The organism is Pseudomonas sp. BRM28 (genome assembly GCF_002939405.1).
Classification (GTDB): domain Bacteria; phylum Pseudomonadota; class Gammaproteobacteria; order Pseudomonadales; family Pseudomonadaceae; genus Aquipseudomonas; species Aquipseudomonas palmensis.
Genome location: NZ_PEFV01000001.1, coordinates 5,420,744 through 5,444,837, shown reverse-complemented (window position 1 = coordinate 5,444,837; position 24,094 = coordinate 5,420,744). Strand labels below are relative to the sequence as shown.

17 protein-coding genes are annotated in these 24,094 nt (G+C 68.5%); 7 read left to right on the top strand and 10 right to left on the bottom strand.

Going from position 1 to position 24,094, the window contains the following annotated elements:
• Positions 1-63 precede the first annotated feature (63 nt).
• The 5 genes from CR917_RS25005 to CR917_RS24985 form a co-directional block, all read right to left on the bottom strand.
• A complete protein-coding gene (locus CR917_RS25005) occupies positions 64-1,122 on the bottom strand; it encodes an ABC transporter substrate-binding protein (protein ID WP_043862916.1) in 1,059 nt (352 codons plus the stop codon).
• Positions 1,119-2,267 (bottom strand): LLM class flavin-dependent oxidoreductase, encoded by a 1,149-nt coding sequence (locus CR917_RS25000; protein WP_104573092.1) that lies wholly within the window; start codon positions 2,265-2,267, stop codon positions 1,119-1,121. Before CR917_RS25000 ends, CR917_RS25005 begins: the two co-directional genes overlap by 4 nt.
• 183 nt (positions 2,268-2,450) lie before the next feature.
• Positions 2,451-4,274: an ABC transporter ATP-binding protein gene (locus CR917_RS24995; RefSeq protein ID WP_054915370.1), complete on the bottom strand. Its 1,824-nt coding sequence runs from the start codon at positions 4,272-4,274 to the stop codon at positions 2,451-2,453.
• Entirely contained in the window at positions 4,267-6,045 is a 1,779-nt protein-coding gene (locus CR917_RS24990) for an ABC transporter ATP-binding protein (RefSeq protein WP_104573093.1), read from the bottom strand. Before CR917_RS24990 ends, CR917_RS24995 begins: the two co-directional genes overlap by 8 nt.
• Positions 6,046-6,100: 55 nt before the next feature.
• The gene (locus tag CR917_RS24985; RefSeq protein WP_058540681.1) at positions 6,101-7,318 is read right to left on the bottom strand and encodes an acyl-CoA dehydrogenase family protein; all 1,218 of its coding nucleotides are present in this window, start codon (positions 7,316-7,318) and stop codon (positions 6,101-6,103) included.
• Positions 7,319-7,608: 290 nt separating this feature from the next.
• Here CR917_RS24985 and CR917_RS24980 point away from each other — a divergent pair, with 290 nt between their 5' ends.
• The 7 genes from CR917_RS24980 to CR917_RS24950 are packed head-to-tail and all read left to right on the top strand — an operon-like array spanning position 7,609 to position 15,902.
• A complete protein-coding gene (locus tag CR917_RS24980) occupies positions 7,609-8,664 on the top strand; it encodes an ABC transporter substrate-binding protein (RefSeq protein WP_104573094.1) in 1,056 nt (351 codons plus the stop codon).
• Between the two features lie 15 nt (positions 8,665-8,679).
• Complete coding sequence (locus CR917_RS24975; protein ID WP_043860481.1) at positions 8,680-9,414, top strand: class II aldolase/adducin family protein; 735 nt, start codon at positions 8,680-8,682, stop codon at positions 9,412-9,414.
• A gap of 10 nt (positions 9,415-9,424) precedes the next feature.
• Positions 9,425-10,600, top strand: coding sequence for an LLM class flavin-dependent oxidoreductase (locus CR917_RS24970; protein ID WP_104573095.1), 1,176 nt, complete (start codon positions 9,425-9,427; stop codon positions 10,598-10,600).
• A 10-nt stretch (positions 10,601-10,610) separates the two neighbouring features.
• The gene (locus CR917_RS24965; protein WP_104573096.1) at positions 10,611-12,185 is read left to right on the top strand and encodes an ABC transporter substrate-binding protein; all 1,575 of its coding nucleotides are present in this window, start codon (positions 10,611-10,613) and stop codon (positions 12,183-12,185) included.
• Positions 12,178-13,239 (top strand): ABC transporter permease, encoded by a 1,062-nt coding sequence (locus CR917_RS24960; protein WP_104573097.1) that lies wholly within the window; start codon positions 12,178-12,180, stop codon positions 13,237-13,239. The genes CR917_RS24965 and CR917_RS24960 overlap by 8 nt, the downstream gene beginning before the upstream one ends.
• Positions 13,240-13,251: 12 nt before the next feature.
• Positions 13,252-14,070, top strand: a complete 819-nt coding sequence (locus tag CR917_RS24955; protein ID WP_104573098.1) for an ABC transporter permease — start codon at positions 13,252-13,254, stop codon at positions 14,068-14,070.
• Positions 14,067-15,902: an ABC transporter ATP-binding protein gene (locus CR917_RS24950; RefSeq protein ID WP_104573099.1), complete on the top strand. Its 1,836-nt coding sequence runs from the start codon at positions 14,067-14,069 to the stop codon at positions 15,900-15,902. The genes CR917_RS24955 and CR917_RS24950 overlap by 4 nt, the downstream gene beginning before the upstream one ends.
• Here CR917_RS24950 and CR917_RS24945 read toward each other — a convergent pair.
• The 5 genes from CR917_RS24945 to CR917_RS24925 form a co-directional block, all read right to left on the bottom strand.
• Entirely contained in the window at positions 15,796-17,082 is a 1,287-nt protein-coding gene (locus tag CR917_RS24945; protein ID WP_104573100.1) for a benzoate/H(+) symporter BenE family transporter, read from the bottom strand. The genes CR917_RS24950 and CR917_RS24945 overlap by 107 nt on opposite strands.
• A gap of 60 nt (positions 17,083-17,142) precedes the next feature.
• Positions 17,143-18,666 (bottom strand): PLP-dependent aminotransferase family protein, encoded by a 1,524-nt coding sequence (locus tag CR917_RS24940; protein ID WP_054915361.1) that lies wholly within the window; start codon positions 18,664-18,666, stop codon positions 17,143-17,145.
• A gap of 85 nt (positions 18,667-18,751) precedes the next feature.
• Entirely contained in the window at positions 18,752-19,210 is a 459-nt protein-coding gene (locus CR917_RS24935) for a GNAT family N-acetyltransferase (protein ID WP_054915360.1), read from the bottom strand.
• 113 nt (positions 19,211-19,323) lie between these two features.
• On the bottom strand, positions 19,324-21,687 hold the full coding sequence (locus tag CR917_RS24930) for a DUF262 domain-containing protein (RefSeq protein WP_104573101.1): 2,364 nt from the start codon (positions 21,685-21,687) through the stop codon (positions 19,324-19,326).
• Positions 21,684-23,459: a DUF262 domain-containing protein gene (locus tag CR917_RS24925; RefSeq protein WP_104573102.1), complete on the bottom strand. Its 1,776-nt coding sequence runs from the start codon at positions 23,457-23,459 to the stop codon at positions 21,684-21,686. Before CR917_RS24925 ends, CR917_RS24930 begins: the two co-directional genes overlap by 4 nt.
• Positions 23,460-24,094: the final 635 nt, after the last annotated feature.

The following is a 24,094-nucleotide window of genomic DNA, read 5'->3' as shown; positions in this document are numbered from 1 at the left end:
CTCCTACAGGGGGTGAGGCCTGTGTAGGAGCCAGCCTTGCTGGCGAATGGGGCGGCACGATTTTCAGGTGGCCACCCGCGACGTCGACCCGATCACCGCCTCCAGCACACTGAAATCGATCCAGTCGCGCACATCGAAGCGCCGCGCAATGAAATGCCACCGATGCAGAAAATCGGTGAAATCCTGCAGCGCCTCGATCGAGCGACTGTCCAGCGTGGTGCGCAGGCGCCGGTGCGCGTCCTCGCCATACGCCGCCGCCACCCAGTACTCGCTGGTGTTGAGCTCGCGCGCCAGGTAGCGCCGGGTTTCATCGGGGTTGGCCCAGGCCCACTGCTCGGTACGCAGCACCACGTCGACGATGCGCGTGCACGCGCCGAAATGCTGTTGCAGCAGGTTCAGGTCAACAGTCAGGGTGCGCGGCGTGCCGTTGTTGGAACGGATCAGCGGGTCGGGGTGCGAGCCGGTGTCGATCACCACCCGCAGGCCGAACTCGTGGGCCAGTTGCAAGGCCGAGGCCCCCTTGAGGAAGATCGCGTCGATGTCGCCGCGCAGCAACCCGATCAGTTCGTTGTTGCGCCGGCTCACCCGGTTCATGCCCAGGGTCACCGTGGCGCCATGCACATGGGTGACCTGCTCGTCGCTGTGGGTGCCGCCGTAGGGGTAGTCCACCAGCTCAACATCGGCCACGTCCAGGCCTTCGAGCCTGAGCGCGTTTTCCAGCCCGCGCAGGGCCTGGGCGCGGGTGAAGTCGATCTGCACGTTGGCCCACTTGGGCAGGCCGAAGCGGCGGTTCTTGAGGTCGCGCACGCTTTTCACGCCGCTGTCCTCGGTGGTCAGGATCAACTGCACCTCATCGGCCCAGCTCAGCCCCAGCACGCGGGTCTGCACGCCGCTGGCGTAGGCCCAGATCGCCGGAATGTTGCCGCCGTGGCGCACCGAGTTGGGCAGGTGATGGTCGTAGTGGGCTTCGCGCACTTCGCGCTCGCTGGACTCGCGCAGCGACTGGATCGAGGTGCCCAGCGGCTGGAACGCCTCGGCCAGGCGCCCGGTCTGCACGGCGATGCCAAGGCCGGTCGGCACCGGGCTGTGGGTGTACCAGAGGGTATCGAGAGGGGTGGTCATAGGGGCATCGGGTCCTTGATGGGTTGTCGTTGTTGCACCAGCGGCAGCACTTCCTGGCCGATGCGCAGGGCTTCTTCCAGGTGCGGGTTGCCGGCCAGGATGAAGGTCGAGAAGCCGGCGTCGCGGTACTCGGCCAGGCGTTCGGCGATGTTCTGGTGGCTGCCCACCAGGCCCACGGTGGGGCCGGGCTTGGCCTTGGCGAAACCGGCCCACAGGTTTGGCCCCAGAATCAGGTCGTCGAAGCGCTGGATGTTCTGGTGATAGGCGCTCTGGCGGGCGCCGCCGACCGAGTCGCTGGCAGTGCTGAAGGTGCTGGAGAGGGCGCTGGGCCTGCCGTCGAGCCTGTCGAACTGGCGGCGCAGGTCGCGCCAGGCGGCCTCTTCGGTTTCGCGGGCGAACAGGTCCACGCGCAGGCCGAAGCGCACCGTGCGGCCCTGCCTGTCCGCCAGCTCGCGCACGCGCTCGATATGCGGCCTGAGTTGCTCGATCGGCTCGGCCCAGTTCAGGTACACGTCGGCGTGGCGTGCAGCCACGTCCAGGGCCGGGTCGGAGAAGCCGGAGAAGTACACCCCCGGCTTGCGCACATGGCCCAGGTGCTCGGGCAGGGCGCCGTTGTCCAGTTGATAGACCTCGCCCTGGTAGCTGAAGTGCTCGTTGCGCCACAGGCCGTCGATGATGTCGAGAAATTCGCCGGTGCGCCGGTAGCGCTGGTCGTGGTCGAGAAAGTCGCCTTGTGCGCGCTGGCTGGCGGGGTTGCCGCCGGTGATGATGTTCCAGTCCAGGCGGTCGTGGCTCAGGTGCTGCAGGATGGCGGCCTGCTGTGCGGCGTAGGCGGGCAGGGTCCAGGCGGCCTGGAAGGCGATAAGAAAGCGCAGGCGGCGGGTTTCGCGGGCCAGTGCGGCGGCCACGATCCAGGGTTCGGGGCCGGTGGGCAGCAGGGCGCCTTCGAAGCCGGCCAGTTCGGCGGCCTTGGCCACCTGGGCGATGTAGTCGATATAGGTGAAGCCGTCGGGGCGGCCGTCTGCCAGCCGGCCGGGTGCGATATGGCCGTGCTGGTGGCTGAAGCTGCCACGGTTGTGCCGGTCGGTGCTCAATTGCGGCCCGTCGGTGCCCAGGGGCAGGCGCCAGAAGAATTCGGTGCTCATGGCTGTTCCTCGGTGAATGTGCCAGAGGTGGTGCAACCGTCATGCCACGCGGTGCGGGCCCGGTTTTGCGGGGGGTGGGAGGCTGCACTGCTGCCAGGGCAGCAGTGCAGCAGCAGTGGGTGCGGCGGTTGCAGCACCAGAGCAATGCCCCCCTGTGGGAGCGGGCTTGACCCGCGATTGGCCCTAACCGGCCCGCGCATAGCTGCGATGCAGCGCCGCATACGCCCCACCCCTGGCCAGCAACTGCGCATGCGGCCCTTGCTCCACCAGGCGGCCCTGGCCGATCACCACGATGCGGTCCGCCTCGCGAATGGTCGCCAGCCGATGCGCGATGATGATCGCCGTGCGCCCCTCGCACAGCCGACGCAACGCCCGCTGGATGCGTCGCTCGGTATGTACGTCCACCGCCGAGGTGGCTTCGTCCAGCACCAGCACCGCGGGGTCTGCCAGGTACGCCCGCACCAGGCACACCAGCTGGCGCTGCCCATGGCTCAGGTGCGCGCCCAGCGCCCCCACTTGGGTCGCGTACTGGTGCGGCAGGCGCTCCAGCACTTCATCGGCGCCCAGCTCGCGGGCCGCCGCGATCAGCGTCGCATCGTCCGCCCCCGGTGCTGCCAGGCGCAGGTTGTCGAGGATGCTGCCGGCAAACAGCACGTTGTCCTGCAGCACCACACCCACGTGCCGGCGCAACTGCTGCTGGCTCAACTGGCGAACATCGATGCCATCGAGCTTCACTGCGCCGCCGTCCACGTCATAGAAGCGCGTGAGCAACTGCACCAGCGTGCTCTTGCCATGCCCCGACGGCCCGACCAATGCCAGCACCTCGCCGGCCCGTATGTGCAGGTCCAGCCCGTCGATCACCGGCGTTGGCGCCTGACGCTCATAGGCAAAGCGCACCTGCTCGAAGCGCACCTCGCCACGCGCCCTGGGCAACGCCACGGGCACCTGCGGGTCGAGAATCTGCGGCGCGGTGTCCAGCAGCAGAAAGATCCGCTGCGCCGAAGCCGAACCGGTGGCATAGCGTTCGAACAGGTCGGTCAGCTCCTGCAACGGCCCCAGAAACAGCATCACGTAGAACAGGCTTTCACCCACCTGGCCTACCGTCACCGAACCCTCGGCCAGCCCGTAGCCACCCACCAGCACCAGCACCGCCATGCCCATCGCGGCCAGCAGCGCGGTGAACGGCGCGAACCAGCCCGAGCGCAGGCTGCCCAGAATCAGCGCGCGGTTGAAGTCGTCCAGCAGGCCCTGGTAACGCTGCAGGTTGGTCTGCTGCCGGCCGGTCTGCTGCAGCAGGCGCACGCCGCTGACGCTCTCCACCAGGTGGGCGGTGAAGCGGCTGCGGTTTTCCGCGACCTTCGCCCAGTTGCGCTGGGCGATACGCTTGAAGCCCCAGGTGGCGAGCAGCAGCAACGGCACGCTGCCGATCAGGCTGAAGAAGAACAGCGGCTCGATCAGCCACAGCATCACCGCCGCCAGGCTGCAGCGCAGCAGGGCGCCGAGCAGTTCGGGCGGGCCCTGGATCAGCAGCGGTTCAAGCGCGTCCACGTCGCGGTCGGCCCGCGAAATGATGCGCCCGGCGCGGGTGCGGTCGAAGTAGCCCACGCTCAGCGCCTGCACGTGCGCAAACACCCGCACGCGCAGGTCGTTGAGCACGCTGATCGCGGCGCTGCCGGCGATGTACTGCGACAGCCCCGCCAGCACGAAGCGCCCCAGCCAGCTTGCCGCCAGGCCCGCGCCCAGCCACAGCACCAGCGGCGGGTCCAGCAGCCAGGCGTTGCCGTCATGGATCAGCCCGTGATCGAGCAGCTCGCGCACGAACCACGGGCGCAGAAACACGGTGAACACCAGCACCAGCTCCAGGCCGATCACCCAGCCGATCTGCCGGCGCACCGGGCGCAGCAGCGGCAGCAGGCGCCGGAACATGCTGCGGTCCAGGGCCTTTCTTGCCAGCAATTCTTCTATCTCGATATCGCTCAGGGCAGTGCCCGCTTGCGGCTTAGCCATGCTCGATCCCCAGCAGTTCACGGTAGGTCGGGTTGCGTTGCAGCAGCTGCGCATGGCTGCCGCTGTCGGCGATGCCGGTACTGCTCAGCAGCAGCACGCGGTCGGCCAGTTGCACGGTGTTCAGCTTGCTGGCGATCAGCAGCAGGGTCGGTGCATGCCCATCGCTGCGGCGCTGGCGCAGGGTGTCGAGCACACGCTGTTCACTGATCGCGTCCAGCGCGCTGGTGGCGTCGTCCAGGCACAGGATGTCGGGGGCCGCCAGCAGGGCGCGGGCCAGGCACAGGCGCTGGCGCTGGCCGCCCGAGAGGGTCACGCCACGGTCGCCCAGCGGCGTGTCCAGGCCCTGGGGCAGGCGCGCCAGCACGTCCTCGGCGCTGGCCTGGCGCAGTGCATCGAGCAGTTGCGCGTCGCTGGCCGTGGGCGCACCCAGGCGCAGGTTGGCAGCCAGGCTGTCGGCGAACAGAAAGCTCTCCTGGGGCAGCACATGCACGCGCCGGCGCAGTTCATCCAGCGCCAGGGTGCGCACGTCGTGCCAGCCCCGTGCAGCGCTGCCCAGCAGCACGCGGCCCTGGTCGGCCTCGGTCAGGCGCGGCAGCAGGCTGGCCAGCAGGCTCTTGCCGGTGCCCGTGGCGCCCACCAGCGCGACCACCTCGCCGGGTTCTATCTGCAACGAGCACTGGCTGAGCACCGCCTGCCCACCGCCGGGCGCTGCCACGCCGACAGCCTCCAGCTTCAGGCCCAGCGGCCCCGGGGGCAGCGACTGCTGACCGCTGACGATGTGTACCGGCGCATCGAGCAACTGCCAGATACGCTCGGCCGAGGCGCGCGCGTCGGCGAAGGTCTGCATCACCCGGCCGATGCCTTCGATGCGAAACACCAGGGTGGTGGCGATCAGCAGCGAGGTCACCAGCTCGCCGATGCCGATGCGCCCCTGGGCCACCAGCTGCGCACCGACCACCAGGATCCACACATGCCCCAGCGCCACCACCGCCTGCGGCAGCGGTATGCGCGAGCTGGCGTAGGCCAGCGCCTGGCGTGCATGCCCGGCAAACACCTGCACCTGCGCGGCAAAGCCCTCGATGCGCTGGGCCTGCAGGCCGAACGACTTGATCACCCGTACCGCGCCGATGCCTTCGGCCAGGTCCTGGTTGACCCGGTCGTAGGCGGCGCCCACGGCACGGTCCAGTGCCACCAGGCGCTCGGTCTGGTGCACGAAGATGCCCAGCCCGAGCGCGGTCAGCAGCAGCGGCCCCAGGGCCAGCCACGGGTCGTACCAGGCCAGCAGGCCGACGGTGGCCAGCACCACCAACGGGGTTTCCACCAGTTGGCGCCAGAAGCTGATCAGCGCATCGCGCACCTTGTCCGCATCGCGGGTGGTGCGGGTGACCATCTCGCCCATGCCGTGCTGCCAGTGGTAGCCCAGGTGCAGGGCCTGCACCTGGGCCAGCAGGCGCTCGCGCAGGCGCGTGAGCAGCGCCTGGCCGAGCACCAGCGAGCCGATGGCCGCGGCGTACTGCAACACCGCGCGGCCCAGCGCCACCGCGCCTATCAGCCAGAACCAGTGCCAGGCCAGGCGTGCATCCAGGCTGCCATCGGCCAGGCGCACCACGGCGGCGCCGGCACTCACGTCGTTCAGCGCATGGCCGATCAGCCATTGCTGCCAGACCAGCCCCAGGTTGATGAAAACGAACAGCCCGGCGACCAGGGCGAAACGCCAGGGCATTTCGCGGTAGATCGCCAGGCTGCGCAGCAGCGGGTGTCGAGGGCTCATGGAAAACTCGAGACAAAGGGGAAAGCAGGCGCAGGGCAGGCCCCGCGCCCGGTGTTCAGCGGCTGGCGCCCGCGCTCTGCCTGGCGGCGAGAATGGCGGTGTATTCGCCCGGGTCAATGCCGTTGAGGTAGTAGTTGCCCACGTGGTGCAGGCGCCAGCGGATCGGGTCGTGGGTGGTGTGCACCCGCGCATTGCGCCAGAAGCGGTCCAGGTTCCATTTGCTCAGCGAGGCGCTGGCCCCCAGCAGCGAGAAGATGTCGCTGGAGATCTTCAGCGAGGCGGCATCCGAGTGCGCCCGCGCGGTGGCTACCGAGAGAATCAGCTCGTCCTGCAGGGCCTTGTCGTCGGGGGCCAGCTCGTGCGCATCGAAGGTCCGTGCGGCATCGCGCAGCAGCGATTCGGCGGCGCGCAGGGCCACGGCGTATTCACCGACCTGGCGGATGATGTGCGGCTCTTCGCTGGCGCGCTCCACCTCGCTCTCTACCCACGGGCGCGCGTGCTGGTTGAGGTAGTCGATGCCGGCCTGCAGGGCGCCGGCGGCGATGCCGGTGTCGATGGCCGCGTGCAGTATCTGCGGGAAGGTCAGCCCGGTGCGCTTCATCGGGCCCTGGCGGCGCAGCACATAGCGCTCGTCCAGCTCGATGTTGTCGAACTGCACCGTGCCGCTCACCGAGTTGTTCTGGCCGAATGCGTCCCAGTCGTCGAGCAGGGTCAGGCCCGGCGTGTCGCGGTGCAGCAGCACCCCGGCGCCGCCGTCGTCGCTGGCGGCGGTCAGCGAGATCCATTCGGCCAGGTACGAGCCGGTGGAGTAGAACTTGCTGCCGTTGAGCACCAGCTTGCCGTCTTCGCGGCGCTCGATGCGGGTCTTGAGGGCGAACTTGTTCTTGCCGCCGACCTCGGCCAGGGCGTTGCCCAGGCGCTTGCCGGCCAGCAGGTCGGCAATCAGGCGCTCGCGCACTTCATCCGGGTAGCCGCTGAGCACACCGCGCAGCATCACGTTGTGAATCTGCAGCAGTTGCCCGACACCGCCGTCGGCGGCGGACACGATGCGCACGGTCTCGACGATGGTCTGTACCGAAGCGCCCAGCCCGCCGAACTGCGCGGGCACGCCGATGGCGGTCAGGCCGCTGTCGGACAGCAGCTGGGCCTGGCGACGCGGCAACTGGCGGTTGTTGTGCCGGTCGCGGGCCAGCTCGGCGATCTGGCCGGCGATTTCATGGGCGGCGGCGATGGCCTGGGCGGCGCTTTCCAGGCGGCGGGGCGGGGTACTCATGCGGGGGCTTCCTTGAATGAACAGGTTTCAGGCCCTTGAGCAGGTTCTGTGCCACACACCGCAAAGCCTTGTGCCACAAGGACTGCGGCCAGGTACGGGCGGCGGGGTGCTGCTGGGGCAGCAGCGGGGCGCCGATTGTTGCTCTGGCAGCAGCAGGGCAGCTGCAACACTGCTGCCAGGCCAGCACCCGGTGTTCAGAAGGTCTTTAAAAAACCAACAAAAACAATGAGTTGGTGAGTTGGCACGGGCGCTGCAATGGCATGGCTACCTTCGCTTGATGGAACATGCCCATGTCAATCGCCGCTACCTTGCCGTTGCCTGCCGCACCGGCCCTCGAACAGATCTGGTTCACCCGCTGCCCGGTGCCGACCGCCTCCGGCATCGCCTACACCCTGGGCTGGCTGGGCGAGGAATTCGCCGCCGACGGCCTGCCGGTGGAGACCCTGCAGGAGGCCCGCCAGCTCGGCCATCACCACTACGATCACCAGTTGCCCGGGCTGTTTCGCGAGGGCGGCAACGTGCCGGCCCTGGCCGCCCGCGCCGCCGGTTCGCCCAGCCGCCTGATCGGCCTGACCTGGATCGAGGAATGGCAGACCGTCCTGGTACGCCCCGACTCCGGCATCCGCAGCGCCCGGGACCTCAAGGGCAAGCGCCTGGCGCTGCCGGCCTGGGGCGACAACCGCCCGGGCAGCATCGCCCGCGCCATGAGCCTGCATGGTTACAAGGGCGCGCTGAGCCTGGCCGGCCTGAGCTTCGACGATGTCGAACTGGTGGAAGTGGCGCTGCACAACCAGGATGACGCCCCCACCCCCGAGCAGGGCCTGCAGCGCCTGTGGTCGGGGCTGGACTACCTGGCCCGTGGCGAGGTCGACGCGGTGTACGTCAAGGGCGCCGCCGCTGCCGATGCAGCGCGCCGCCTGGGCCTGGTGGTGGGCATCGACCTGGACCAGATCAGCGACCCGCGTTACCGCATCAACAACGGCACGCCACGGCCGATCACCGTGCACCAGAGCCTGCTGGACAACCACTTCGACCTGGTGGTGCGCTTCCTCGCGCAGACCCTGCGCGCCGCCGACTGGGCCAGCCACAACCGCGAGGCGCTGCTGCGCATCCTGCAGGACGAGACCCGCGCCGGCGCCCAGGGCGTGGACGAAGCCTACCGTGGCGACTTCCACACCACCCTGGCCCCGGACCTCTCGGCCCAGCGCCTGGGCTACCTGGACATCCAGAAGACCTTCCTCAACCTGCATGGCTTTCTCGAAGCCGATTTCAACCTGGCCGACTGGGTCGACCCGCGTCCACTGCAAGCTGCCCATCAACTGCTGGCCCGGCGCGCCCGCGCCTGAACCAAGGAGTTCGCCATGACCGTACTGACCACCGAGCACCTGATCGACGCCGACCTCAAGGCCTTCATCGAGCAGGTGCTGCACGAGGCCGAACAGGCCTTCACCGTGTTCCGCGAAACCAACACCATCACCGCCGCCGGCACCGTGGGCTTCATCGAGCGCGTACCGGGCCGCGAGCTGCTGGTGTCGGTCAACTACCCAGGCCCGTGGGACTACCGCAAGCCGCTGCAGGCCACGGTCAGCGACTTTGCCGGCAACCTGGTGCATGGCCAGGGCAAGGGCGGGCTGGGCCGCTACACCCGGCTGTTTCGCGAAGACGCCGGCATCACCACGGTGTCCCACGTGCACACCCCGTACCTGGGCGCCTGGGCGCAGACCCAGCGCAGCCTGCCGTTCCACTACGTGCCGGTGCAGCGCTACCAGCTGGCCCGCGAGCTGCCGGTGTACATCGACCGGCGCCAGGACGAGGTCGACTTCATTCTCGAGCGCCTGGCCGAGAACCCCTACACCCCGGCGATTCTCGAAGCCAACGGCGGTGCGACCGTGTGGGGGCGCCAGGGCCTGCGCGCCACCGCCGAATTCATCCTGCTGCTGGAGGAGGGCGCGCAACTGCAACTGCTGGCCGAGTCCATCGGCGGCTCGCGCCCCTACGGCCCCGGCGTGCTCACCCAGCAATGGAACATGAGCAAGCTGATCGACCGCGCCCACGCGCTGGGCCTGGTCCCGGCCATCGACCGCCCACGCGCCTGAGGAACCTGCCATGGCCATCAAGATCCTGTGGTACCTCACCAGCCCCGACGGCCCCTACCCGTGGGAGCCCCAGGGGCGCTGGAAAACCGATTTCGCCCACCTCAGGCAACTGGCGGTGGCCAGTGACCGCCTGGGGTTCTACGGCGCCCTGCTGGGTTCAAGCCCCAACGAGAGCCTGGCGGTGTCGGCGGCACTGATCGATGCCACCGAGCGCCTGCGCTTTCTGGTGGCGCAGCACCCGGGCGAGCTGTCGCCGGCGGTGCTGGCCAAGTGGGCGCTGACCTTCGACGAGTTCTCCAACGGCCGCCTGCTGTGCAACGTGGTCAATGGCAGCGACGCGGGCCTGGCCACCCTGGGTGTGCATTACCCGCACGATGAGCGCTACCAGTTCAGCCTGGAGTACTGGCGCGCCTTCCAGCGCATCTATGCCGGCGACACCGGCGGTTTCGACGGCCAGTACGTGAAGCTCGCGCCACGCCCGGCTGCGGCGGCGCGCCATCCGCTGGGCGGCTGGCACCCGCCGCAGCGCCTGGCGGTACCCCTGTGGGGCGCCGGCACCTCGGACGTGGGCGTGGCGCATTCGGTGCAACTGCTGGACGTGTACCTGAGCTTTGCCGACACCCCGCCCCGGCTGGGCGACAAGTTCCGCCGCGTGGCCGCCGAAGCGGCGAAGTTCGGCCGCGAACTGACCTACGGCACGCGCCTGCAGGTCATCGTGCGCGAGACCGAGGCCCAAGCCTGGGTGCATGCCGAGAAGCTGCTGCAACAGACCTCCCTGGCCACCGCCCGCGCCGCCATCGAGCGCCGCCTGCCGCCGGGCCAGACCCTGGACACCTTCCACAGCGACAACGCGCAGGTGCAGCGCAACGTGCAGAGCATCCGCGACGGGCGCCTGCCCACTGCGCGCGAGCTTGAGATCTACCCCAACGTGTGGACCGGCCCCAGCCTGTTCGGCTTCGACATCCTCGGCCCGTCGTCCGGCACCTACCTGGTGGGCAGTGCCGAGCAGGTGGCCGAGCGCATTCGCGAGTACCAGCAGCAGGGCACCTCGGCGTTCATTCTCTCGGGCTTTCCGCTGATCGATGAAGCGCACCGGGTGGCCGACCTGCTGTTCCCGCTGCTGGAACTGGACCACGGGTTCGAGATCCCGCGCCTGGGTGCGCGCACCGCTGCCGAGCCGGCCTAAGGAGCTGCCCATGCCTCATGAATTCTCGCGCCGGATCTTCCTCGGCAACAGCCTGGCCGTCGGCGGCGGCCTGTTGCTGGGCTCCAGCCTGCTGGGCGGCTGCGATGCCGGCGGGCCTGCCAGCAACGCGGCGGCCAGCGCACGCCCGGGCACCCCGGTGCACGGCGGGCGCCTGCGCGTCGGCATCATCGACGGCGACCAGGCCGGCAACCTGGATGCACACAAGCCTTCCGGTGGCGGGATCATTCGCGGCTGGGCGCTGTACAGCAAGTTCTGGGAATGGAACGACGACGTCAGCACGCGCCTGGGCCTGGCCGAATTTGTCGAGCCCAATGCCGATGCCAGCGCCTGGACCATTCGCATCAAGCCGGGGCTGGAGTTCCACCACGGCAAGAGCATCGGCGCCGACGACATGCTGTTCTCGATCCTGCGCCTGACCGACCCGAAACTTGCCTCGCCATTTGCCGGGCTGGTGGGCGCCATCGACCGCCAGGCGCTGCGCAAGCTCGACGAGCGCACCATCGAGATCCGCTTCAAGCAGGGCCGCAGCTTCTTCCCGCTGGACGAGACCCTGATTGCCTTCGGCGGCATCGTGCCCACCGACTACGACCCAGCCAGCAACCCGGTGGGCGCCGGCCCGTACCGGCTTAAAAGTTTCGTGCCGGGCCAGCGTGCGCTGTTCAGCCGTTTCGAAAACTACTACAAGCCCAACCAGCCGTACGCCGACGAGCTGGAGATCATCGAATTCAAGGACCAGGTATCGCGCGTGGCCGCCCTGCGTGCCGGGCAGATCGACATCGCCAGCGGCGTGCAGGCCGAGCACAGTGCCTTGCTCAAGGCCGACCCGCGCCTGCAACTGGTGGTGTCGCCCACCACCTCGTTCAGTGGCTTCAACCTCAACACCGCCAAGGCGCCGTTCCAGGACGAGCGGGTACGCCAGGCCTTCCGCCTGCTGGCCGACCGCCAGGAGCTGGTGGGCCGTGGCCTCAACGGTTTCGGGCGCATCGCCAACGACCTGTATTCGCCAACCGACCCCACCTACAACCATGCCATCGCCCAGCGCCCCTTCGATCTGGACCAGGCCCGTTCGCTGCTGCGCCAGGCCGGGCAGACCGACCTGCGCATAGAGCTGACCACCACCGCCAACGAAATCAACGCTGCCCTGGTGTTCGCCCAGCAGGCGAAGAAGGCCGGGGTCCAGGTCAAGGTCACGCCGGTGGACGCCTCGGTATTCAACGGCCCGCAGAAGGAGCAGTGGCTGATGTCGCCCGGCTCGACACCGGCCCGCGGCTTTCTGGCCACCGGCCTGCACAACGATGCACCGCTGGCGATCTACAACCGCAGCAACTTCCGTGACGAGCGCTTCAGTGCGCTGTTCACCCAGGCCCTCGGCCAGCCGGATCTGGCGCAGCGCAAGCAACTGGTACACGAGGCGCAGGCCATTCAGCACCAGCGCGGCGGCCTGCTGATCTGGGGCTTCACCGACGTGCTGGACGCCGCCTCGAACAAGGTCGGCGGCCTGCACGGCGAACAGACCACCTTCGCCTCCTGGCGCTTTGACAGCCTGTGGTTGAACCATGCCTGAACCGTGCGCAACCTCTCATCGACTGCCGGCCTGGCTGCCCTGGTTCATCGGGCGCCTGGGCTACGGCCTGCTCACCGCCTGGGTCATCAGCCTGGTGGTGTTCATCGCCACCCAGGCGCTGCCCTCGGACCCGGCGCGGGTGATCCTGGGCCCCGACGCGCCGCTGGAGAGCATCCAGACCCTGCGCGAGCAACTGGGCTTGAACCGGCCGATCATGCTGCAGTACCTGAGCTGGCTGGGGCAGGTGCTGCACGGCGACCTGGGCATCTCGCTGGATTCGAACCAACCGGTGGCCGGCATCATTCTCGCGCGTTTTGGCAATACCCTGGCGCTGCTGGGCGGCGTGCTGCTGGTGGTGGTGCCGCTGGCGTTGAGCATCGGCGTGAGCCTGGCGCTGCGGCGTGACAGCCGGCTGGACCGCTGGGCGCTGTCGGCGCTGATCTTTCTCAAGGCCACCCCGGGTTTTCTGCTGGCCATCGGGCTGGTGCTGCTGTTTTCCATGCCACAGTTCAGCCTGCTGCCGGCGGTGTCGATCCTCGACCCGGACAAGCACCTGTGGCAGCAGCTGGAGTTTCTGCTGCTGCCGATCCTGGCCCTGAGCCTGTCGTCGCTGCCGTACCTGGCGCGGCTGGTACGCGCCTCGATGATCGAGGCGCTTGAATCCGACTACGTGAGTGCGGCGCGCCTGCGCGGGGTGCCCGAATGGCGCATCGTGTGGCGCCACACCTTGCCCAACGCGCTGGTGCCGGCGGTGCAGGGCGTGGCCCTGACCTTGCGCACGCTGATCGGCGGCGCGCTGCTGGCCGAGGTGATCTTCAGCTACCCCGGCATCGGCACCCAGCTCAACACCGCGATCCAGATGCGCGACCTGCCGCTGATCCAGGGCGTGGTGCTGGTGATCACCCTGGGCGTAGTGGCGATCAACCTGCTGGCCGACCTGCTCACCGTGCTGCTGACCCCCAGGCTGCGCACCGCGCGGCGGGCCACGCTGATCCAGCGCAACCGTCGCGGCATCCAGAGCTGGTGGCGCCGCCCGGCAGCCAAGGCCCCTTGAGAGGAAGAGAGCATGTTCAGTGCAAGTGTCTGGCGTGAGCCGCAAATTCGTCGGGGTGGGCTGGTGACCCTGGCCATCGTGCTGCTGGCGCTGCTGGGCCCGTGGCTGGCGCCGCATGCGCCCACCGACATGGTTGGCGGGGTGTACGGCCCGCCCAGCGGCGAGGCGCCGTTGGGGCATGATTTTCTGGGCCACGACGTGGTGTCGCGGCTGCTCAGTGGCGGTGTGTCGATCCTGTGGATGTCGCTGGCGGCCGCTGCCATTGCGCTGGTGCTGGGCACGGCGCTGGGGCTGCTGGCCGGGTTGTCGCGCCAGCGCCTGGACCAGGCCATCACCTGGCTGGCGGATGTGTGGCTGGCGTTTCCGGACCTGATCCTGGTGCTGCTGATCGTGTCGATGCTGGGGCGCGCGCCGTGGCTGATCGTGATGACCGTGGCAATTGCCTTTACCCCCGGCGTGATCCGCCTGGCGCGCGGCAGTGCGGTGGCGGTGGCCAGCCAGGAGTTCGTGGAGGCGGCGCAGATGATGGGCTTTTCGCGCACGCGGATTCTGCTGCGCGAGATCCTGCCCAACGTGCTCACGCCGCTGCTGGTGCACTTTGGCAACATGCTGACCTGGGGCGTGGGCATGTTGTCGGGCCTGAGCTTTCTGGGTTACGGCGTGGCGCCGCCGGCGGCGGACTGGGGGCTGATGATCAACGAGAACCAGGCCGGGCTGCTGGTGCAGCCGTGGGCGGTGCTGGCACCGGCGCTGCTGATCGGGGTGTTCGCCTACGGCACCAATATTCTGGCCGAGGGCATTGCCCGGCACAGTGCGGGAGAACGCAAATGAATGCGCATGCCTTGATGGCCTCTTCGCCGGCAACGCCGGCGCCTACAGGTTTTGCACCGTCTGTAGGAGCCGGCGTTGCCGGCGAAGCGTTGCGGGTCGAGAACCTGCGGGTCGAACTCGCCAGCGGCGCCGATATCATCGACCACATCCACTTCAGCCTGGCCCCCGGTGAAATCCTCGGCCTTGTCGGCGAGTCCGGCTCGGGCAAGACCACCCTGGCCACCGCGCTGCTGGCCCATGCCCGGCGCGGTGCGCAGATTGCCGGCGGGCGCATCGACATTGCCGGCGCGTCGCTGCTCGAGCTCAAGGGCGATGCCCTGCGCCGCGCCCGCGGCGGGCTGATCGGCTATGTCGCGCAAGACCCGGCCATGGCCCTCAACCCGGCGCTGCGCATCGGCAACCTGCTGCGCGAAACCCTGCAGGCCCACGAGCCGCAGCTTGCCCGCGCGGCCCAGGCCGACCGCCTGCAGCAGACCCTGGTAGACGTCGGCCTGCCCGGCGATCGCGAGTTTCTCAGGCGCTTCCCCCATCAACTGTCCGGCGGCCAGCAGCAACGGGTGATGCTGGCCCTGGCCTTCGTGCTGCGCCCGCGCCTGATCGTGCTCGACGAACCCACCACCGCCCTCGACGTCGGCACCCAGGCGCACATCCTGCAAACCCTGCGCAGGCTGTGCAAGGAGCAGGGGGTGGCGGCGGTGTACGTGTCCCACGACCTGGCCGTGATCAAGGACCTGGTCGACCGCGTGATGGTGATGTACGCCGGGCGCATCGTCGAGGTGGCGCAGCGCGAACGCCTGTTCGCGCGGCCCGCGCACCCGTACACCCTGGGCCTGCTGGCGGCGATTCCGGACGTGGCCCGCCAGCGCCCGTTGCAGGCGATTGCCGGCCATGCCCCGGCGCCCGGTCAGCGCCCGCAAGGCTGCGCCTTCGCCCCGCGGTGCGCGCGCCGCAGCGCTGCCTGCACCTCGCTGGAGCCGTCGCTGAATGCGCTGGACAGCGCGCAGCAGGTCGCCTGCCTGCACCCGCAACTGACCGCCGTGGCCGCGCCGGCGGTGGTGCCGGCAACGGTGCTCAGCTGCGCTGACACGCCGCTGCTGAGCCTGCGCGACCTCAACCTGAGCTACGACCGCCAGGTGCTGTTCGACCTGTCGCTGGACCTGTACAAGGGCGAATGCCTGGCGGTGGTGGGCGAGTCGGGCTCGGGCAAGACCAGCCTGGCGCGCACCCTGGCGGGGCTGGGCGATACCGCCCAGGCCGAGCTGACCTTCGACGGGCAGCCGCTGAGCCTGCTGGCGCGCCAGCGGCCCGCGGCCACGCGCCACCGTATCCAGTACATCTTCCAGAACCCGTACCGCGCCCTGAACCCGCGCCAGACCGTGGCGCAGTGCCTGCAAGCGCCGCTGGAGCACTTCTTCGGCCTCAAGGGCGCGGCCTGCCGGGCGCGTATCGACGCGGCGCTGGCACGGGTCGCGCTGCCCCCGGATGCGGCGCACAAGTACCCGCATCATCTGTCGGGTGGCGAGCGCCAGCGCGTGGCGATTGCCCGCGCGCTGGTGTGCGAGCCTTCGGTGCTGATCTGCGACGAGGTGACCTCGGCCCTGGACGTGTCGGTGCAGGCGGCGATCCTGGCGCTGCTCAAGCAGTTGCAGGGCGAGGGCATGACCCTGCTGTTCGTCACCCACGACCTGGGCGTGGTGCGCGCCATCGCCGACCGCGTGGTGGTGGTCAGGGAAGGGCGGATTGTCGAGCAGGGGCCGGCGCAGGATGTGCTGGACCACCCCCAGGCGGCGTACACCCAGGGCTTGCTGGCGCACTCGCCACGGCTGGGCTGAGCGGGCGGCCGGCGTGCATCAGCGCATGCACCAGCAGGCCGGTCAGCAACCCCCAGAACGCGCCGCCGATACCCAGCAGGGTGACATTGGCGGCGGTGGCCAGAAAGGTGATCAGCGCGGTCTCGCGGGTACGCGCATCGCCCATCGCGCTGGCCAGGCTGCCACCGATGGCGCCCAGCAGGGCCAGCCCGGCGAGGGTGGTGACGAAGGTGCGCGGCAGCACCATGAACAGGCTGGCCAGGGTCACGCCGAAAACCCCCACGGTGACGTAGAACACCCCGCAGGCGATGCCGGCGAGGTAGCGCCTGGCCGGGTCGGGGTGCGCGTCCTTGCCGGTGCAGATGGCCGCAGTGATGGCGGCCACGTTGAACGCATGGGCGCCAAACGGCGCCATCAGCAGCGACCCCAGCCCGGTGACCGTGATGATCGGGTTGGCGCTGGTGGTGTAGCCGTCGTTGCGCAGCACCAGCATGCCCGGCATGTACTGCCCGGTGAGGGTGATGACGAACAGCGGCAGCGCCACGCCGAACAGCGCGCCAAGGCTGAACTGCGGAGTTTCGAACACCGGCAGCGCCATGCTCAGGTGCACGCCGTGCAGGTCCAGGCGCTGCTGGGCCAGCAGCATGGCCAGGCCCGCCACCAGCACCCCGACCACGGCAAAGCGCGAGGTGAAGCGGCGCAGCACGGCGTAGGTGAGCACCAGCACGATCACCAGCAGCGGGTCGGCGCTGGCCCCGCCGAAGGCGTTGACCCCGAACTGCAGCAGGATGCCTGCCAGCAGCCCGGCGGCGATGCCGGCCGGTATCCAGCGCACCAGCCGCTCGAACACCCCCGACAGCCCCAGCAGGATGAAGCCGATGGCGCACAGCACGTAGGCGCCGATCACCTCGCCATAGGGTGTGAACGGCATGACCGTGGCCAGGAACGCCACCCCCGGGGTGGACCAGGCGGTGATGATCGGCGCGCGGTAGCGCCAGCTCAGCCAGGCCCCGGTCAGGCCCACGCCGATGCTCACCGACCACACCCACGAGGCGGTTTGCGCGGCGGTCAGGTTGCCCAGTTGCGCGGCCTGGAACACCAGCACGAAGGTGCCGCCATAGTTGACCATGACGCTGATCAGGGCGGCCAGGGTGGGTGAGACGAGGTCACGCGGGTGCAGGCGCGAAGCGGTTCGGTTCATGGGCAGGTCCTTGCGGGATGGGCTGGGGTGCCGAGCGTATCCGCGCCAGGGGTGGCCCGATCAGTCCACCTCGCTGGCCTGCGCCAGACCGCTGCGCACGCCGGGGCGCAGGGCCTTGGCCAGGCGTGCCACGGCACTGCCGATCTGGTGCGGGGTGAGCGCTGCGAAGCCCAGCAGCCAGCCGCCCTGTGCCGGCGGCGTGGCGTACAGGCGGCTGAGGCCGGGCAGGTGGATGCCCGCCCGCGCGGCCTGGCGGATCGTCTCGGCCTCGCTCCAGCCATGCTCCAGGCGGCACAGCATCTGCAGGCCGCCCGGTGGCAGCTGCGCGCTGGCGATGCCGCCCAGGTGCTGGTGCAGTGCCTCGGCCATGGCCTCGCGGCGCACGGCATACAGCGTGCGCATGGCGCGAATGTGCGCGGCGAAATGGCCGTCTTCGATAAACCGCGCCAGGGTCAACTGGGCCAGTTGCGGGGTGTGCCCGTCGAGCATGCTGCGCGCGTGGCTCATGGGCGCGACCAGGGCCGGCGGCAGCACCATGAAACCCATGCGCAGGCCGGGGTACAGCGACTTGGCGAAGGTGCCCAGGTAGATCGTGCGCTGCGCGTTGTCCAGGCCCTGCACGCAGGCGGTGGGCAGGCCGTCGTAGTGGAACTGGCTGTCGTAGTCGTCCTCGATGATCCAGCCATTGCGCTCGGCGGCCCAGGCAATCAGGTCCAGGCGCCGTTCCAGGGCCAGGGTGACGCCGGTGGGGTACTGGTGCGACGGGGTGACGTAGACGGTGTTGGCGCCGCTGCGGTCGGCACGCAGCAGGTCGGTGCGCAGGCCGTGCTCATCCACGGCCACGGGCACCACCTGCAGCTGGGCCATCTCGAAGGCCTTGCGCGCGCCAAAGTAACCCGGGTCTTCGAGCAGGATCGGCCCGCCGGGGTCGGCCAGCACCTGCGCGCACAGGTACAGCGCCTGGCGCGCGCTGCTCAGCACCAGCACCTGGTCGGCGTGCACCCTGGCGCCGCGTTCCAGGTTCAGGTAGCGGGCGATGGCCTGGCGCAGCGGCGCGGCACCCAGCGGGTCGCCATGCAGCAGCACCTGGGCGCGGTAGTCCTTCTGGGCCTGGCGTTGCAGGCGGTCCCAGGTGTCGAGGGGGAAGTTGCGCGTCTCGGGCAGGCCGGTGGCGAAGGCCTTGACCTGCTGCTGGTCGCTGACCCCGCCGCTGGCCAGGATCGCCGCGCCACGGGCGCTGAGGCCGACGGTGGCAGGCGCGTGCTGCGGCGCGCCGGTGCGCGGGGGGCGTGCACCCAGCAGACGCGGCCCCAGGTGCTCGGCCACATAGCTGCCCGAGCCTGGGCGGCGGCAGATGCAGCCCTCCAGCTGCAGTTGCACATAGGCCATCTCCACGGTGTCGCGAGACAGTCCCAGGGAACTGGCCAGGGTGCGGGTGGCGGGCAGGCGGCAACCCGGCGGCAGTTCGCCGGCAAGAATGAGTTCGCGCAGGGCGCGCTGTACCCGCACGCGCAGCTCCAGCGGGGCCAGCTCGGCGGCGGCCAGGCGGATCTTCAGGGTGTCGAGTTGAAAACTGTGGGCCATGACGTCTGTGCAGTGAAGAAGGGCAGGCCGGCATGCTGACCTGCCAGGGCCCGGCTGTCCATGCCTGCCCTTGAACGGGGGAAGGTTACAGCGCGATCTGGTAGAGGATCGTGCCGGGGTTGACGGCCACACGGTTGTACAGCTGCTGGGCGCGATGGTTGGTCTGGTGGGTGTGCCAGTACAGGCGTGTGCACTGCTGCTGGTCGGCGGCGGCCTTGACCCAGGCGATCAGGTGCTCGCCGGTACCCTGGCCGCGCATCTGCGGGGCGACGTAGAGGTCTTCGAGGTAGCAGTAGTGGGTGGTCGACCAGGTAGAGCGGTGGATGACCCAGGTGACCATGCCGACCAGCTCGCCGTCGTACTCGGCCACTGCGGCGAACACGGGCTCGTCGGGGTCCAGAAAGCGCTTGAAGGTGGTGGCGTTGACGGCTTCGCCCAGGTCGACCTGGTAGAAGTCCTGATAGGCCAACCAGAGCGGCAGCCAGGCCTCGAAGTCGGTGGGCTGGATGGGGCGGATGGCGAGTGATGCGGTACTGCTGGTCATCGCTGATGGTCCTCGTTGATGGCAAGGCTGCATGCCTCGCGACCTGCCCAAGCATAGGGGCAGGGCGCGGGCATCAACCGACCACTTGGAGGGCGGCGGGCAGTCCGCGTGCCTCAGGCCGCCAACACGCCGGCCAGCGCGACCAGCCGCTGTTCGACCGTGTCGCGGGGGCAGTGGCTCTGCAGGTAGCCGGCCTCGACGACAAAGTCGAAGTCCTGCTGCAGGGCATGGGCCAGGGCGTCGCGCCCGAGCAGTTCATCGACATCGATCTGCAGCAGGAAGCCATGCGGCGTGGAGGTGACATAGAGATGGGTGTGCACCTGCGGGCTGGGCCTGTGCAGCAGGTAGAAGTAGGGTTCGTCGGCACTGCCGGAAACCGGCACGTAGCCTTCGACCGACAGCGGTGCCAGTTGCGCCAGCCGCTGCGGGGTTTGCAGCCGTTGATGCAGGGCGAAGCTGAACAGCTCGGCATGGCTGCCACTCATGCGTTCCCTGGCCAGCAGGTACACCTGGTCGCGTTCGAAGCGCAGTTGGCGCAACGCGCAGTACCCGAGGGCCGAGGGGGTCTGGATCAGCACCTGGCGCCACGGCTCCCGCACCCGGGCCTGGTCGATGATGCGTTGCAACTGGGCCGGCAGCGGGCGGGTTTCGTCCAGTCGGTTCCAGAGGCAGAACAGCGTCACGCGCATGCCGTCTTCATTGGCCAGCAGGCGTTTCCAGGTGCCAGGGCCCGTGAGACCGTCGCCAAGGAACGAATGGTTGTAGCCGCGTTTGAGCAGGTAATCACCCTCGCTCAACAGCGCGCGCTCCCAGAGGAAGTCATCGATTGCGCGTAGCCCGTGGTCGTCGAACATCTGCTCGGCCAGCGCAAGGCTGCTGGCAAAGTGTTCCTGCCAGGTGGCGTGCGCGTGGCTTTGCAGCGCCCAGGCGGCGCTGCTGTGGTCGAGCAGAAAATCGATCTGGCCCTGGAAGTAGCCGTGCTGCTCGGCGTGTTCGAGCAGCGGCCGCCATTGGCTGTCGGCGACGATCAGTTTCGCCTTGGTGATTTCCTCGCGCACCTGGGTACCGCGAAAGCCGCCGACGGGCCTGTCGACGCTGGCAAAGTGCGCGAGGATGTCCAGCGCCTGCTCCAGCATTTCGCCGAGCCCGCTGACGCTGCGCTTTACATCGTCCGGCCCGTCGTAGCTGGCATTGACCGACAGGTTGACCACCAGTCGCATCCACTCGCCAAATGCCTGCGGTTGGCTGCTGCCATGGCGGCGCAGGAACATCGCATAGCCGCAGAACTGCACCAGGCGGGTGTAGTTCAGTGGCTGGTCGCTGATGGCGTGGTTGAAGAAGGCGACCTCGTCGAAGTAGTGCGCCGTGGGCAACTGGGTGGTGAAACTGTCGGGCCCTTCGCTCCAGGCCTCGAGCAGCAGCATCAGGGTTTCGGAAAACGCATCATCGAGCCAGCCGTTGTCCTCGTACACCTGGTAGCTCAGGCGCTGCTGGCGGTTGCGCAGCTTGAGCAGTTCGGCTTCGTAGCTCGGCGCATCGACGGCGCGGGTGGCCGCGGCGACCATCTGCAACAGGTTCATCACCGCCTGGTCGAACAGGCGCATGGTCGCGGGGGCCGAGGCGTCATTGCGGGCGTTGCTGAAGTTCCAGAAAAAATCCGCCCAGCGCGTGTCCATGCGCCAGGCGAAGAAGGTCGCGGTGCTGACCGGCTTGCCGTGCATCTGCCGGGGGTGACCGTCGAACTGGGTGTGCAGGTGCCGTTCATAGCGCGCCTTGAACGTCTCGAAGGCGGTCAGCGGCATGCCGCGGGCGTTCATCTTGATGTACAGGTCGTCGGCCAGGCCGAAGTCGTCCAGGTCGAGGATCTGGAAGCTGATCACCGGCTGCTGCACATCGATCAGGCGGGCAAAACGGGCGGTGGCGGCGTTGTGAAAGCGCTCGTGCATGGCCTGCAGCATGGTCAGGCATGACTGGATGGTGGGGTCCAGGCGCCAGTGGCGAAAGTACCAGGGCTGGTCGGTGAGGTGCTCGATCAGCGAGTCGTCGGCACCCAGCGCGGGCGAGGGCGCATGCTGGCTGAGGGCGTCGAAGAACTCGCTGCTGCTGGGCCTGACGCTGTAGGCGAATCGGGCGCTGCCGTTGGCGTTGCAGAACAGCTGGGCGAAGGCTGCCAGCTCACCGTCGCGTTGCGCCAGGTACCAGTGCAGCAGAAACAGCGTGGTCAGGCGCTGCTGGCCGTCGAGCGGGACGAACTGGCGCTGGGGGTTCAGCGTGCCGTAGACGAAGTCCAGGTTCAGCGGCAGGCTCGGGTCGTCGGGCGGCAGTGCCAGGGCGTGGGCCAGGGCACCGAGGAATTCGCTGCGCACCTCTTCGGTATCGGCCCTGCCCTGGGCGTAGTCGCGCTGGATCAGCGGGATGCGGGTGCCGGCGTAGCGCTCGAACAGCTGGCCGAAGATGATCTGGCTGTTGGCGCTCATGCGTGCTGCTCCTGCGGGTCGGCGAAGAAGGCTATCAGGGTGTGCAAGAGCGCAAGCGCGTAGCCCTTGCGGTCCTGTTCGCCCCAGAACAGCAGGTGCTTGACGTCAGGGCTGTAGCATTTGAGGAACAGGTTGCGCGTGCACAGCGGCACGAACACGCCGCCCTGGTCCAGGGCCAGCAGGCGCTCGCGCTTGACCGCGAAGATCGCGTTCTTGTAGCTGCGGTTGGTCTTCTGGTCGAGCAGCGTGAGGTTGCCGATGCTGTCGTCGACCTCCTGGTTTTCGCCGAACGCCTCCAGCACTGCCTGGTGGAGCGCGTTGAAAGCCTCATCGTCTGCACCCTTGGGGTCGCCAATGAATGCCTCCAGGGCCTCGCGCAGAGGCCGGGTTTCGGTCTTGTCCGGCAGGTGCGGCAGGCAGCGCTGCAGCCATTGCTGTTTTTCCTCGGCGCCGTTGAAGCGGTGGGCGGTGACCGAGCGCACATGTTCGATGTCCCAGCGCTCCTTCTTGAAGCTGTCGAACTGGAAGCGCACGTTCGATTGCGGGTTCTGCAGCAGGCTGGCGAGGTTGAACAGCAGCAGGGTCGCGCGAATGGCCGATCTGTCCCGCTGTGAGTAGTCCAGGCCGGCGAGGAAGGGCGAGAGCGCATCGGTAATGGCGTCGCGGGTAGCCGGCTGGGGCAGGGGCGAGCCGGTCAGTTGCATGAACACGCGCTGGCGCAGGCGCTGTTCGAACTGGCTCTTGGGCAGGCCTTGCGACAGGGCAAACAGCTCGGCCACGGCGACACCCTGTTGCACCAGAAAACCGATGATGTGGTAGAGCCGGCGGTCCTCGAACCATTCCTCCAGCAGCATGCAGGTGTTCTTGACCTGCTGCCATAGCGGTTGCGCCGAGGCGTCGGGGGCAGCCAGCCGGCGACTGTAGTGATGGAACACGGAGTAGCGCTGTCGGGCTGGCGCGCTTGCGCCTTCCAGCCGGGCTACCAGCTGGAACAGGAAGCCGATGCGGTTCTGCCCGGTGCTTGGCTGCTCGTTCAGGAAGTACCAGAGCGCGTCGTTCTGCAGGGCCTTTTCGAGTTGATCCCATTCGTGGGCGATGCGCAGTTGCTGGGGCGTTTCGCCCGAGGCGTCGTCGGCGTTGCGCTTGAGAAACAGCGCACGGATCAGCTCGTCGTCGGTCAGGGGGATCTTGCCGATGTTCAGGCGCGTGAAGGCGTCCACCGGGTTCTCGCTGGCGGCCAGCTCGTACCAGATGACCTTGGTGCGGTTGAGCAGGGTGGACTTGAAGTCGTCGACTTCGTTGTCGTGCTGATCGAACCAGTGCTCGATGCTGTGCATGGCCTGGTACAGGTGGAAGAAATCGACATTGCCGCGGGCCTGTTCGGCCGAGGGCTCGAGCAGAAAATCCGGCAGGTGCGGGCGGGTTTCGTAGCTGAGTTCGAACACCGGTGCGCGGTGTCTTTCGGTGAGCCGCTGGTTGAAGAAACGCAGAATCAGCAGCAGCGTGGTGAGGCGCTGCTGGCCGTCGACCACTTCATACTGGCCATTGTCGCGGGCCTTTAGCACCAGCGGCTGCAGGCAGTAGAAGTCGTCGTTCTGCGGGTTCTTGCGGTAGGCGAACTCGAGGATGTCTTCCAGCAGTTGTTGCACCTGCTCGGGTTTCCAGCGGTAGCCGCGCTGGTAGGCGGGGATCCAGAAGCGATTGACCGGGCTTTGCCTGTCCTCCCTGATCAGCTGGTGGACGGGCTTGGGCCGAAAATCGGGTGAGGTCATTGCAATGGTCCTTATTGCCGAGGGTGCGCAACAGCCGAGCGATGGCAGAGTGCCTTGGTGGGGCGAGGTTGGCAACGGAGTGGGCAGAAAAACCGCGTGGGCAGGTTTTGCTGGCGCTGCGCGCCAGATCGCGGGTCAAGCCCGCTCCCACGGCCTGGCGGCCAGAGGCAGAGTCTGCCCGAAGGGTGTAGGAGCCGGCGTTGCCGGCGAATGAGCGCGAAGCGGTCGCAAAGCCTGAGGGCGCGGTGTACCAGGCAGACCGCATGTGCAGGTTTTACTGGCGCTGCGCACCAGATCGCGGGTCAAGGCCCGCTCCTACGGCCTGGCGGCCAGAGGCGGAGTCTGCCCGCAGGGCGTAGGAGCCGGCGTTGCCGGCGAACGAGCGCGAAGCGGTCGCAAGGCCTGAGTGCGCGGTGTATCAGGCAGACCGCATGTGCAGGTTTTACTGGCGCTGCGCACCAGATCGCGGGTCAAGGCCCGCTCCCACGGCCTGGCGGCCAGAAGCGGAGTCTGCCCGAAGGGTGTAGGAGCCGGCGTTGCCGGCGAACGAGCGCGAAGCGGTCGCAACGCCTGAGTGCGCGGTGCATCAGGCAAACCGCATGTGCAGGTTTTACTGGCGCTGCGCACCAGATCGC

Bases quoted from the DNA above. Each gene is read 5' to 3' on its own strand.
- CR917_RS24955 (WP_104573098.1), top strand. From the start codon at position 13,252: ATGTTCAGTGCAAGTGTCTGGCGTGAGCCGCAAATTCGTCGGGGTGGG.
- CR917_RS24965 (WP_104573096.1), top strand. From the start codon at position 10,611: ATGCCTCATGAATTCTCGCGCCGGATCTTCCTCGGCAACAGCCTGGCC.
- CR917_RS24995 (WP_054915370.1), bottom strand. From the start codon at position 4,274: ATGGCTAAGCCGCAAGCGGGCACTGCCCTGAGCGATATCGAGATAGAA.
- CR917_RS24960 (WP_104573097.1), top strand. From the start codon at position 12,178: ATGCCTGAACCGTGCGCAACCTCTCATCGACTGCCGGCCTGGCTGCCC.
- CR917_RS24935 (WP_054915360.1), bottom strand. From the start codon at position 19,210: ATGACCAGCAGTACCGCATCACTCGCCATCCGCCCCATCCAGCCCACC.
- CR917_RS24930 (WP_104573101.1), bottom strand. From the start codon at position 21,687: ATGAGCGCCAACAGCCAGATCATCTTCGGCCAGCTGTTCGAGCGCTAC.
- CR917_RS25005 (WP_043862916.1), bottom strand. From the start codon at position 1,122: ATGACCACCCCTCTCGATACCCTCTGGTACACCCACAGCCCGGTGCCG.
- CR917_RS24985 (WP_058540681.1), bottom strand. From the start codon at position 7,318: ATGAGTACCCCGCCCCGCCGCCTGGAAAGCGCCGCCCAGGCCATCGCC.
- CR917_RS24940 (WP_054915361.1), bottom strand. From the start codon at position 18,666: ATGGCCCACAGTTTTCAACTCGACACCCTGAAGATCCGCCTGGCCGCC.
- CR917_RS24970 (WP_104573095.1), top strand. From the start codon at position 9,425: ATGGCCATCAAGATCCTGTGGTACCTCACCAGCCCCGACGGCCCCTAC.
- CR917_RS24925 (WP_104573102.1), bottom strand. From the start codon at position 23,459: ATGACCTCACCCGATTTTCGGCCCAAGCCCGTCCACCAGCTGATCAGG.
- CR917_RS24990 (WP_104573093.1), bottom strand. From the start codon at position 6,045: ATGAGCCCTCGACACCCGCTGCTGCGCAGCCTGGCGATCTACCGCGAA.
- CR917_RS25000 (WP_104573092.1), bottom strand. From the start codon at position 2,267: ATGAGCACCGAATTCTTCTGGCGCCTGCCCCTGGGCACCGACGGGCCG.
- CR917_RS24980 (WP_104573094.1), top strand. From the start codon at position 7,609: ATGTCAATCGCCGCTACCTTGCCGTTGCCTGCCGCACCGGCCCTCGAA.
- CR917_RS24950 (WP_104573099.1), top strand. From the start codon at position 14,067: ATGAATGCGCATGCCTTGATGGCCTCTTCGCCGGCAACGCCGGCGCCT.
- CR917_RS24975 (WP_043860481.1), top strand. From the start codon at position 8,680: ATGACCGTACTGACCACCGAGCACCTGATCGACGCCGACCTCAAGGCC.
- CR917_RS24945 (WP_104573100.1), bottom strand. From the start codon at position 17,082: ATGAACCGAACCGCTTCGCGCCTGCACCCGCGTGACCTCGTCTCACCC.